14 protein-coding genes, 1 tRNA gene and 1 pseudogene are annotated in these 11,776 nt (G+C 47.4%); 2 read left to right on the top strand and 14 right to left on the bottom strand.

The genetic code is table 11. The annotated features are described in order from the left end of the window. On the top strand, positions 1–209 hold a 209-nt coding region (locus tag LBQ00_02075; protein ID MDR2017659.1), incomplete at its 5' end, for a hypothetical protein. A gap of 239 nt (positions 210–448) precedes the next feature. Further along, a pseudogene (locus LBQ00_02070) lies at positions 449–607 on the top strand (transposase). 199 nt (positions 608–806) lie between these two features. Here the strand turns inward: LBQ00_02070 and LBQ00_02065 are convergent. The 14 genes from LBQ00_02065 to queA form a co-directional block, all read right to left on the bottom strand. Beyond that, positions 807–888 (bottom strand) — tRNA-Leu (locus LBQ00_02065). A gap of 63 nt (positions 889–951) precedes the next feature. After that, positions 952–1,185, bottom strand: coding sequence for a preprotein translocase subunit SecG (gene secG / locus LBQ00_02060; GenBank protein MDR2017658.1), 234 nt, complete (start codon positions 1,183–1,185; stop codon positions 952–954). After that, the gene (gene tpiA / locus LBQ00_02055) at positions 1,185–1,940 is read right to left on the bottom strand and encodes a triose-phosphate isomerase (GenBank protein ID MDR2017657.1); all 756 of its coding nucleotides are present in this window, start codon (positions 1,938–1,940) and stop codon (positions 1,185–1,187) included. The genes secG and tpiA overlap by 1 nt, the downstream gene beginning before the upstream one ends. Further along, complete coding sequence (locus LBQ00_02050; GenBank protein ID MDR2017656.1) at positions 1,937–3,130, bottom strand: phosphoglycerate kinase; 1,194 nt, start codon at positions 3,128–3,130, stop codon at positions 1,937–1,939. Before LBQ00_02050 ends, tpiA begins: the two co-directional genes overlap by 4 nt. Positions 3,131–3,165: 35 nt before the next feature. Then, positions 3,166–4,161 carry a type I glyceraldehyde-3-phosphate dehydrogenase gene (gene gap / locus LBQ00_02045; GenBank protein ID MDR2017655.1) on the bottom strand — a complete coding sequence of 332 codons (996 nt, stop codon included), beginning with the start codon at positions 4,159–4,161 and terminating at the stop codon, positions 3,166–3,168. A 1,124-nt stretch (positions 4,162–5,285) separates the two neighbouring features. After that, entirely contained in the window at positions 5,286–5,825 is a 540-nt protein-coding gene (locus tag LBQ00_02040) for a CDP-alcohol phosphatidyltransferase family protein (GenBank protein MDR2017654.1), read from the bottom strand. Further along, entirely contained in the window at positions 5,822–7,180 is a 1,359-nt protein-coding gene (gene dnaB / locus LBQ00_02035) for a replicative DNA helicase (protein MDR2017653.1), read from the bottom strand. Before dnaB ends, LBQ00_02040 begins: the two co-directional genes overlap by 4 nt. Positions 7,181–7,196: 16 nt before the next feature. After that, positions 7,197–7,646, bottom strand: a complete 450-nt coding sequence (rplI, locus tag LBQ00_02030) for a 50S ribosomal protein L9 (GenBank protein MDR2017652.1) — start codon at positions 7,644–7,646, stop codon at positions 7,197–7,199. Positions 7,647–7,660: 14 nt separating this feature from the next. Then, a complete protein-coding gene (gene rpsR, locus LBQ00_02025; protein MDR2017651.1) occupies positions 7,661–7,927 on the bottom strand; it encodes a 30S ribosomal protein S18 in 267 nt (88 codons plus the stop codon). Beyond that, positions 7,928–8,194, bottom strand: a complete 267-nt coding sequence (locus LBQ00_02020; protein MDR2017650.1) for a single-stranded DNA-binding protein — start codon at positions 8,192–8,194, stop codon at positions 7,928–7,930. Then, positions 8,187–8,543 (bottom strand): 30S ribosomal protein S6, encoded by a 357-nt coding sequence (gene rpsF, locus LBQ00_02015; GenBank protein MDR2017649.1) that lies wholly within the window; start codon positions 8,541–8,543, stop codon positions 8,187–8,189. Before rpsF ends, LBQ00_02020 begins: the two co-directional genes overlap by 8 nt. A 1-nt stretch (position 8,544) precedes the next feature. Further along, positions 8,545–8,862 carry a preprotein translocase subunit YajC gene (gene yajC / locus LBQ00_02010; GenBank protein ID MDR2017648.1) on the bottom strand — a complete coding sequence of 106 codons (318 nt, stop codon included), beginning with the start codon at positions 8,860–8,862 and terminating at the stop codon, positions 8,545–8,547. Then, positions 8,837–9,964, bottom strand: coding sequence for a tRNA guanosine(34) transglycosylase Tgt (gene tgt, locus LBQ00_02005; GenBank protein MDR2017647.1), 1,128 nt, complete (start codon positions 9,962–9,964; stop codon positions 8,837–8,839). Before tgt ends, yajC begins: the two co-directional genes overlap by 26 nt. An 88-nt stretch (positions 9,965–10,052) precedes the next feature. After that, positions 10,053–11,084: a tRNA preQ1(34) S-adenosylmethionine ribosyltransferase-isomerase QueA gene (gene queA / locus LBQ00_02000; GenBank protein MDR2017646.1), complete on the bottom strand. Its 1,032-nt coding sequence runs from the start codon at positions 11,082–11,084 to the stop codon at positions 10,053–10,055. Positions 11,085–11,776 lie beyond the last annotated feature (692 nt).

Raw genomic sequence — 11,776 nt, 5'->3', positions numbered from 1 at the left:
AGGACATACATATAGAAGAGGCTGCAAAGACATTCAAAATAGGCGCAACAACTCTAAAGGCTTGGCTGAAGCGCTACGAAGAAACCGGGATTCTGGAAAACAGGCCATTTAATGGAAAGAATAATAAAGTTGATCCGTCAAAACCTGAAGCCTATGACGCATATCAATCAGAGGTGAGAGTTCGGATGTTGGGAAAGGCATTGGGATAACGCATAAAGCATTACCTGGAGCAAGACCCGGAAAGGGTAGAAGCATACAAAGAAGAAATTGTGTCTGTCTCTGATTAGACAACCGCGAATATGGATGGGCAAATCAGCGGCAAGAAGTACAGACGTACGGGACACAGATGGGAAAAGAAATCATAGAGCCTTGGACAGCCTGCCCTTCCCTTAAATACTACGATTGTTATGGATATTTCATAGAAAAAGCAGGCTGGTTCCTTTTCACTAAAAAGCAAGGTCATACAATTCTCTTCCTGCCGCCTTATTTACCGGAACTAAACTTGATTGAACGTTTCTGGGGCTGGCTCAAATCTCGGCTGCGTAGTATCTTGCATCTATTCGATTCATTTGACGATGCCCTTGCAGACTGTTTTAAAGTAGGGTGAGTATAAGACCGAAGACTTAAGGAACACTGCATCTACGCGCTTACACGTGGAAAAATATCGACAACCGATGCTCTCAGAATATCAGAAATAGTCCAATAAATCTGGTATTACGTTTTAGGGGCTACCCTATAGTAACATTCTTGAGTTATCTAGGACAGCCCCCTAAAAATAAGTACGTAATATCACTGACAGGATTAAATGCCGAAGGCGGGATTTGAACCCGCACGAGTCTCCCCGCCACCCCCTCAAGATGGTGTGTCTGCCTATTCCACCACTTCGGCATGAATATTATCCTACTCTAAGTTCTTCTCGGTTGTCCGAGAAAAACTTTTACCACAAATAGGCTACCTGTGGCTATAAAAATATGTAAGAAACATGCTGGTGACCATAAAAATCACCACACCCGCCGTAGTCAACTTAGTCATGAATCCCGACGAGCCGGAACTGCCAAAAAGGGTCTGACTTGATCCGCTTCCGAAAGCCGCCCCGACATCGGAACCCCGTCCTGTCTGCAGGAGTACTATCAGGATAAGGGCTATGGATACCAATACATGAATGATCGCAATCGCTGTCAGCATTATCTCTTCTCCGAAACTTTTTCTATTATACCAAGAAAACTCTCCGCTTTCAAGGATGCTCCCCCCACAAGAGCACCGTCTATATCTTTCATACCTATCAAATCCCCTATATTTTCGTGAGTTACGCTCCCTCCATACAGTATCCGTACCGATCCTTGCTCTTCACCGAACATATCGCCTATCACGTGCCTAATGAACCGGTGCGTCTCTTCAGCCTCCATGGGCAGAGCGTTCTTACCCGTGCCTATCGCCCACACCGGCTCGTAAGCTATTACCACACCGTTCAGGGATTGCAGGCCATAAAAGGCTTTCCTCACCTGCTGTCCCACTACAAATTCCGTAACCCCCTGCTCGCGCTCCTCAAGGGTCTCCCCCACGCACACAATGGGCTTCAATTCAGCTGCAAGACACTTCTTCACCTTTAAGTTAACATTTTCATCGGACTCATGGAAGTATTTTCTTCTTTCCGAATGACCGATAATTACGTAAGTACATCCTGCGTCCTTGAGCATGGCCAGGGATATCTCTCCTGTATACGCACCTTTTTCTTCGTAGAACATATTCTGGGCCGCAAGAATGATCGAAGAACCTTTTATGATATCGCATGTTGCCGCGAGAGCGGTAAAGGCCGGGGCCACCACCACTTCTCCACCAGTGATACCTTTCATGCCTTCCCTGATCTGTGCCGCAAGGGTTGTAGCTTCGGGAATCGTATTATACATCTTCCAATTTCCCGCAACCATCCAGTTTCTCATGTGTTGCCTCCGCATGCCTCCAAAGACACCACTCCTGGCAAGGTTTTGCCCTCCAGCAACTCAAGAAACGCGCCGCCGCCTGTGGAGATATATGAGATTTTAGAACTCTCCCCTGCCTGGTGAATCGCCGTATCGGTATCACCGCCGCCCACTATGGTAAGAGCGCCGGAATTGGCCACCGCATGGGCCACACTGAAAGTGCCCTTGCTGAATGGCTCAAACTCGAACATGCCGAGAGGTCCGTTCCAGACTATTGTCCCGGTATCTTGTACGGCATCTGAGAACAGCTTGATGGTCTCCGGCCCAATGTCGAGGCCCATCCAATCTTTCGGAATATCCTTTATACCACACACCTTCGTATGGGAGTCGGCGGAGGGTTGTTCTGCAATCACCGAATCCACCGGGAGCATAAAGCTCACACCTCGCTCTTTCGCTTTTGCCATGATACCCTTCGCGGTATCTAGCATGTCTTCTTCGCACTTTGATTTTCCAACCTCATAGCCGCTCGCCTTGAGAAAGGTAAACGCCATTGCTCCTCCAACAATAAGCTTATCCACTTTCTCAATCACTTTCTCAAGGACCCCGATCTTGTCGGAAACCTTTGCTCCCCCGATGATAGCGACCAGAGGTCTTGCCGGGTTACTCATAGCCTTATTGAAATAATTGATTTCATCTTTAAGGAGGAAACCGGCGGCGCATTCCTTCACAAGACCAGTGATCGCTGTATTCGAGGCCGCAGCCCTGTGGGAAACCGCAAAGGCATCATCGACATAGACATCGCAAAACCTGGCGAGTTGTTTTGCAAACTCCTCGTCATTTTTTTCCTCACCAATGTAAAAGCGGAGGTTCTCAAGGAGTATAAGGTCTCCTCCCTTCATTGCGGATACGGCCTTCTCTACCCGCTCTCCCACACAATCATCAAGGAAAGTCACAGGTTTTCCGGTAAGTTCCGAAAGTCTCAAGGCCACTTGCTCCAGAGAATATTTATCATTTCTTTTCCCTTTGGGACGCCCCATGTGGGACGCAAGGATAACTTTTGCATCCTTATCCACCGCATAGCCGATGGTCCGCAAATGTGCCCGTATCCTCGTATCGTCTGTGATGTTGCCCTGGTCATCCGTGGGCACGTTGAAGTCGCAGCGAATGAACACCCTTTTGCTTCTCAAGTCTACCTGGTCTATGCTTTTCATAATTATGCTCCTAAATGAATTATTGAATATACCCGCTATTTCATGATAAAGGAGAGAAGTTCAACCATACGGCTCGAAAAACCCCACTCATTATCGTACCATGCGAGCACCTTCACCATGTTGCCGACAACCATGGTATTTGGAAGGTCTACGGTACTCAATGCTGAATTTCCGGTGTAATCCTTCGATACGAGAGGCTCGTTGGTGCAGAAAAGATAGCCCTTCATGGGGCCGTTCGCATACTCCTGGAACTTCTCATTCACCTCTTCTCTTGTTGTGCGCCGTGACAACGTGGCCGTAAAATCGACGATGGAAACATTGGGAATCGGTACCCTTACGGCCAGGCCGTCAAGCTTGCCCGCCAATTCCGGGATGATTTCTGAGATAGCCTTCGCGGCTCCGGTGGTGGTGGGGAGCATGGACAAAGCTCCTGCCCTTGCCCTTCTAAGATCTTTATGAGGCTCGTCTTGGATCGCTTGATCGTTGGTATAGGCATGAATCGTGGTCATAAGACCGTATTCAATGCCGAACTCGTTGTGTAACACTTTCACCACAGGAGCCAAGCCGTTCGTGGTACATGACCCCATGGATATAATGTTATGTTTTGTCTTATCATAGACTTCTTGGTTTACGCCAAGGACAAATGTTATATCAGGATTCTTGGCCGGCGCCGAAATGACGACTTTCTTCGCTCCTGCGGCGATATGCTTCTCAGCCCCCACCCTATGGGTAAATTTGCCCGTACTCTCAAGTACCACGTCAACCCCAAGGTCTTTCCAAGGCAACGCTTCCGGATCCCTTATCTGATACGTCTTTATCTCTTTTCCATTTACAGCAATGGAGTTATCGGTAGTTTTTACCTCCGCACCCAAGATGCCGTGGATTGAGTCGTATTTCAAGAGGTGGCCTAGCGTCTTTGCGTCCGTGAGATCGTTCACCGCAACGAATTCAAGGTCGCTATGCGCAAAACCAGCTCTGGCAACAAGCCGTCCGATCCTACCGAAACCATTTATACCGATTCTGATGGACATGCAAATCTCCGCTTTTTTATAATACTAATCAATAGGGCTGTCAATCATTTTCCTCCCGAAGCGCCCAGTTAGCGACCCTTTGATGGAAGGGATGTTTCTTCTGTGAGGCGCACTGAGCATTGATATGGTAATGGAGTTTCCTTCAGATACCTCGGTCCACTCCATCCGGAACAATTATTTTTTAAAATCGTTATAGAGTGTATTCCCTTATATATAGATCAGCTATAGATCAGCAACACATGTACTTATCAAAATACGGGAGATGAGATATTATACCAGAATGCAAAAACTGTGGAGCGAAGCGAACAGTAAAGAATGGAATTGTAGCAGGGAGGCAACGGTATCATTGCAAAGAATGCGACTATAATTTTCGGGAAGGCGATAGGCGAACCAATGATCAAGGTTGCAGTCAAGAAAGCGCTTTGTATATTGCTTTACGCGATGGCAAAAGGTTCTTATTCGGATGATGGGGCTACACATTAGTTTATCGATGGATTTGGACAAAGTCTGCCGGAACCGGAAGTATCAGGAGAAATCAGGCAAATGGAGTTTGATGCAATGTGGCACTTTATCGGGAGTAAAAAAACAAACTTTGGGTCATCAAAGCCATTGACCGTAATACACAGAGAATCGTGGCCTGGGTACTAAGCGGTCGTGATACTGCACCCTTCCGACGCCTCTATGACAAAGTGAAGCACCTCAAGAATTGCATTTTCTACACAGACAACTGGTCATGTCTTACCACCAGAGCAAAGCTCATACTATTGACGTTGAACAGCAATACTCGCCATCACCTCGGTAGATTTACATGGCGCACCAAGATTGTATCACAGGCAAGAGCTTATGGTTGACCTTACACTTCGTATTTGGCATGCTGTTACCTCTACAGACCAATTCTTCTCGCTGCAACAAACTGCCTTGTATAATATTTAGTTAAGGCTCTCGCGTTATGAGGAAAAAGACAGCCGACGCCACTATGAAAGCTGTGGTCTTTCGTAGCGCCCGCAAACGGGTAACCAGAAACCGCCAAGAGGGAATGGGAGTGCAGGAGCCAAAAACAGGCGTTTGCATACCATAGCAAAAAAAGGTACAGGACCCCACGATCTTATGCGGAAGGCAGCCTTTCAGGAGGCAGGCTCACGGCGAGTGAGAATGGCCACCCCTCTCACCACATACTGCAATCCCGCAACTACCGTGCAGATAATCATGGGCCAGAAAAAGAATTTATTGTAAGGTTCGTAAATCGTATCGCTGGACCAAAGAACATAGATTACGGTCATAATCTGAAGGGCGGTACTGGTCTTTCCGAACATACTAGGAACCAACCTTACTTTTCCGAAAATTCTGTATAGAATCAGGAACCCTGTAGCCACGATCGTATCTTTAAGGAGGATTACCGCCGCCACCCAGAGGGGGATAGTACCATGAAAATAGAGGACCACGTAAGCACTCAACAGCATGGCCTTGTCCGCGATGGGATCCAGGTACGCGCCAAGAGAGGTCTTTTTGTTCATTACTCTTGCCAGCAACCCGTCAAGGAGATCGCTTAGGCCCTGAAGGATAAACAGAACCAGCGCGAATCGATATCTTCCCTGATTGACGGCCAGAACGAAGAAGACAGTGACAACCAGGCGGAAGATGGATAAGATATTAGGAATGTTCATTTCTCGTAAAGGTTTCTGAATGCGGCACATTCGTTAAGAAACGCAAGCCTCACGGTATCCGTCGGTCCATTCCGCTGTTTCCCTATTATAGCTTCGGCAATCCCTCTATTGTCATCTATATTCCTATTATACACCTCGTCTCTGTAAATAAATATGATAACATCGGCGTCCTGCTCAATCGCACCTGATTCCCTAAGATCGGAAAGCCTAGGCCTTCTGTCTTCTCTTTGCTCGACCATCCGGTTCAACTGCGAAATAGCGATGACGGGTATGTTCAGCTCTTTTGCAAGCCCCTTGAGAGACCGCGAGATTTCAGATATCTCCTGTTCCCTCCGTTCGGCGCTGTTCCTTCCTTTCATAAGCTGGAGATAATCAATAATAAGCAGGCTCAGGCCGTGTTCTTTCTTTAGCCTCCTTGCTCTGGCACGTAGTTCAAGAACGGTGAGTCCCGGAGAATCATCTATGAAAATGGAGCCCTCGCACAGCTTGCCCGCTGCCTGGGCTAGTCTCTGCCAGTCTGCTCCCGAAAGAGCTCCTGTACGGAGCTTCAACTGTCCTACTTCGGATTCAGAACTTAGGAGTCTTGTGACGAGCTGCTCTTTTGACATTTCAAGAGAAAAGACACCTACTGGCTCTGTACCGTTGTCCAGATATCCCACATACTGTGCGATATTCATACAAAAAGCCGTCTTTCCCATACTTGGTCTGCCTGCCACCACTATGAGGTCTGAAGGCTGCAGACCACTTGTTAGTTTGTCGAGATCGGTGAAACCTGTGGGCACACCTATGACGGCCTGTTTGTTCTGTGAGAGCTTCTCAATGGTCTTTACATTCTCTTTAACAATATCCCTCACCGAAAAGAAAGAAGGCTTCAGTTTATTCTCTGAAACCTGAAAGATCATCTTTTCGGCTTCATCGATGTAGCTGTCCACGCTCAGATCAGCGTCATGCCCTTTTTCTATGATCTCGGTGGCCACATTCATCAGTCTCCGGAGCATGGCCTTTTCCCGGACCATTTTTGCGTACTGGGCTATATTCGCCGAGCTGGGCATGAGGTCCACTAGGGTGTTCAGATATGTAATCCCGCCTATTTTATCGATGAGGCCTTTATCTTTTCCGGCGCCGCTGACCGTAATAAGGTCTATAGGCTCATTCCTGTCATAAAGATCAAGCATGATCTCGTATATACGGGAATGGGCCTCTCGGTAGAAATCATCAGCACCGACAATATCGGCAACTTTATTGATGGATTCCGCATCAACCAAAAGCCCGCCCAAGAGAGACTGCTCAGCCTCCAGATTTTGAGGTGGAACTCTGAACTTAGTCTCCTGGGTGCGCTTCGGCGTCTTGGTCATTTATTTCTTCTTCACTCTACTCCTGCGCCTCTACCTCGATCTTGACCTCGGCGTTCACGCCCTGGCCAAGGTGTATTTCCACAGTGTAAGCACCGGTCATCTTAATCACTTCGTCCATCCTTATCTGCTTTCTGTCCACTGGAACGCTCAGGATGCTACCGATCTCCACGGCAATATCTTTGTGGGTTACGGAACCGAAAAGCTTCCCGTCAACTCCAACTTTCTTCTTCACGTGAACGGTAATTTCCTCAAGCCTTGCCTTGATTTCCTCGGCGGTCTTCAGCTCTCTTATTTTCTTATTTGCAGCACTTTTCACGATATGGTCGAGCCTAGCGACATTGCCTTCAACGGCGGGGAGGGCAAGACCTTTGGGGATAAGGAAATTCCTTCCGTATCCGTCTCTCACATCGACGATTTCACCTTTCTTGCCTGTACCCTTTAAATCTTCGATCAGAATAACCTTCATTTGATTGCCTCCTTCTATTTCGAAAGTGTGGTAAAAGGAAGGAAGGCAATGTGTCGCGCCATCATTATTGCCTCTTTCAGTTTTCTCTGGTGGTTCGCGCATGTCCCAGTCATTCTTCTCGGCATAATTTTTCCACGCTCGGTGATGAAATGTTTCAAGAGTTTCGGATCTTTATAATCAATCTCGAGGTTCTGATCCTGACAGAACCTGCACACCCTTCTCCTCATATAAACTCTTTTCTTTCCTCCATCATGTCGTGGTCTTGTTGCTGGTCTTGGCATCTATTCCTCCATCCATATAATTTTATTGGCCTTTAATTTAATCGCACCATGCCCGTCCATTGCTTTCATCAATGCCCCCGACACGGTGACTACACTTCCTTTCAACCGGGCCAGGTCTCTCGTCCCCTGGCGTTCAGGATACACTACATCAATACTGAATGCATCGTCCTCAACCCACAAAGGGAACTGCACGATCTTCTCGCCTTTTGGCGTATAAAACACCTCAGGTTTGACCTTCAATCTCCCTGTGAGAAAAACCTTATTCACGCGCCTCGGCTTCCACATCACCAAAGACCACATGGTCCGGTGCTTTCTCAAGAACCTTTTTTGCCGCGTCCACAGCCACGAACATGTGCCGGAGGATATTATCCACAGTCCTGTAGAATTTGCCGAGACCAGCCACCTTATCTTCGGCCATATCCAAAAGGAAGAAAAAGTAATGGCCTCTGTCTTTCTTCTTGATGGGATAAGCCAGTCTCCTCACGCCCCAATCATCCAGCTTCGCTATGGCGGCCCCGGTCTTCTCTATATTGCCTGTGATTCTCTTAAGGAGTTCGCTTTCTTCCTCCTTGGAACAATCTGGGTTAATAACTATAATGTTCTCATACCTTGCCACGTTATTCTCCTTTCCCTACTGACATTACTATTGAGCTTTTCAATATTCGTACCCTGATCTTCTCGGCAATCTCCAGCGTTACTGTATTGTCTGTAATACCGGTTATTTTACCATATAAGCCACCCGAAGTAACAACTTCATCGCCCTTCTTTAGGTTCTCCAGGAACTGTTTCTGCTGCTTCGCTTTTTTCTGCTGAGGTCGTATAAGCAGAAAATAAAAAACAGCAAAGAGAAGAATGAGGGGCAGGAAAGCCATCAGTTGGTTGCCACCTCCCTGGCCCGTTCCACCCATATTACCCATTGCATGCGCGATATTCATTCCGCAACTCACCTCCTTCCCATTTCTCTTTAAAATTATTATAAAATGACTCGAACCGTTTTTCCCTTATTGCTTGTCTCATGTCCTTCACAAGACCGGTGTAAAATGAAATATTGTGCAGGGTATTGAGGTAATACCCGGTGAGCTCGTGAGAGACGAAAAGGTGCCTGAGGTATGCTCTGGAGAAATTCCTGCATGTGTAGCAATCACACTCCGGATCCAACGGTGCGCCGTCCCTCGTATATTTCGTGTGCTTAATATTGATTCTGCCGGCGGAAGTAAACATGCTCCCGTTCCTAGCGTGTCTCGTCGGGATGACGCAATCGAACATGTCTATTCCTTTCCTCACCCCTTCGACAATATCCTCGGGAAATCCCAGCCCCATAAGATATCTCGGTTTATGTTTCGGAAGGTACTCTGTGGTCGCGTCGACCATATCCCACATGAGAGCCTTCGGTTCTCCTACACTCAAACCACCCACCGCATACCCGTCAAAATCCATATTTACCAGGTCACGGGCGGACTTTACTCGCAGAGTATCATAAAATCCCCCCTGAACGATGCCGAAGAGGAGCGTACCATTATTCTTCTTTGCATCCTTGCACCTTGCGGCCCAACGGGACGTAAGCTCAACCGATTCTTCCGTGTACTCGTAGGACGCAGGATAAGGTACACACTCGTCGAAGCACATGCATATATCGGCCCCGATATTGTCCTGTACCTCCATAGCCTTTTCTGGTGAGAGAAAGTGCTTGGACCCGTCTATATGGGATTGGAACAATACACCGTCTTCCTTGATCTCCCTGAGCACCCCGAGACTGAAAATCTGGTAACCCCCGGAGTCGGTCAATACGGAGCCGTCCCACCCACTGAATTTATGTATGCCGCCAAAATCCTTTATCAGGCCGTCACCAGGCCTTAGATAGAGGTGGTACGCATTGGCGAGGACTATTTTTACACCCATTTCTTTCAGGTCTCTGTGGACAGCCGCCTTTACCGCCCCCTGGGTACCCACCGGCATAAAAACCGGAGTCTCCACGTCTCCATGGGCAGTACCTACGATGCCCAACCGCGCAAACCCGTCCTCTTCAAGAATAGTCATTGTCTCCATAACTTCAAAACCACTTGCGACTGCCTTCGCCATAGGCCTGAAAAATAATGTTAAGGGTCTGTATTCCCCTTCATGCCAGTCACACTATCAGCATCGCATCACCGTAACTGTAAAACCTGTATCCCTCCTCAATCGCTTCTTCATAACACCGTCTGATCTCATCTCGCCCCGCAAACGCCGACGCCAGCAGGAGAGGAGTAGATCTAGGCAGGTGGAAATTCGTGATCAGGGCACCCACCGCTTTAAATGAATATCCGGGATAAATAAAAACATCAGTAAACCCGGAGAGAGGGATACTCCGGTTCCGGGAATAAACTGTTTCCAACGTCCTCACCGCACTCGTTCCGCATGCCACAACCCGTCTTCCCTGTTCTCTCGCCACGGATATCTGCGTCTTCGCCTCTGGGGAGAGAGAATAATACTCCCGATGCATGGCATGATCCTCCACATTCTCAGTCTTAAGGAGCAGGAAAGTCCCGATCCCTATGTGGAGCGTAACTTTTACTATGAAGACGCCCTTTCTCTCAAGCTTCTCAAGCAGGTCCACCGTAAAGTGAAAGCCCGCCGTGGGCGCCGCGATTGACCCCATAGGGTCTGCATACACTGTCTGATATCTGTCGAAATCGCCCAGGTCAGAATCTCCCTTCCTTCTTATGTAGCCTGGAAGGGGCATTGTTCCGTGCTCCCTTATAATCTCAAAGCTATCTCCGTCACACAGAAAATCTATTTCCCAAGCCGTTCCGTTTTCAATCCTTGCCAGTTCAACAGGTCTTGGTCCTATGGAGACCCACGCCCTCTCTGTCCCTTTCTTAATACCTTTCACTAGGCATAGCCAACGAGAATCAGACCGTTTTTCCACGAGAAGAATATCCACTGCACCGCCCGTCTCTTTCACAGCCTTCAGTCTGGCAGGGAATACCTTGCTATCGTTGAGCACGAGCACATCACCCTCGCGCAGGTACTCGGTTACATCAGTGAACCTTCTATGCTCTACCGCCCCGTTTTTTCTGTTCAGGACAAGAAGGCGGGAAGATGCCCTCTCTTTTTCGGGATGCTGGGCGATCAACGCCTTAGGTAAAAAATAATCAAACTCCTCAATCCTCATGGTCATAAAAACAGGTTTATTTTATAACAGATTGTTGAAATATAAGCAAATTAAATCAGTTATCAATCGCGAGGGGCGTGGGGCTCAAAGCAGGAGAAGTATGGGGTGAGGCGTAAAGCGGCCCATACAGAGAGGGGAACATAGATATACAACATTTCAGACCTGTTCCAAATTCTCAATCCAATTTCCATATTCGCCAGTGTCGGCCTCCGCTATCCATTGCGCTTCTCTGTCTATTTGCTTCACGTTATAATCACTTGCCTAATGCACAAAAGCTCCATTTTGTGCCCTTGCGATATTTTATAATCATTAAATATTGAATTAATTTTCGCCTGATACGAAGAAAAAGCTTTACTGAATGCCTCTATTGACGAAAATTATATAGAAATGATTGATGATTACCTAAAATCTTCATAGAAGAGTTTATGCAAAAAACCGCACTCTGAAGGTCATGCCAACCGTCAGCAACGTAGTCGACAAGATATTGGGGCTCATCGTTCTTCTTTCAATGATCCTACCAATGTAGTCAAGTATAGTACGTTGATCTCTTCCAAAACCATAAGCATCGCCAATTCCGCATACTATACCCACCCCACTTCCCAAAGGTCTAATCATCTTGTAAAGTAAAAGAATGGGATATGATATAAAATATAGAAAGAGAGTAGTAGAATATCGGAAGGAAGGACATACATATAGAA

This window comes from Syntrophobacterales bacterium (genome assembly GCA_031274925.1).
In the GTDB taxonomy this organism is placed as follows: domain Bacteria; phylum Desulfobacterota; class Syntrophorhabdia; order Syntrophorhabdales; family Syntrophorhabdaceae; genus PNOM01.
Note: the sequence above shows the minus strand (reverse complement) of the source record. Positions and strands in the feature narration are given on the sequence as shown.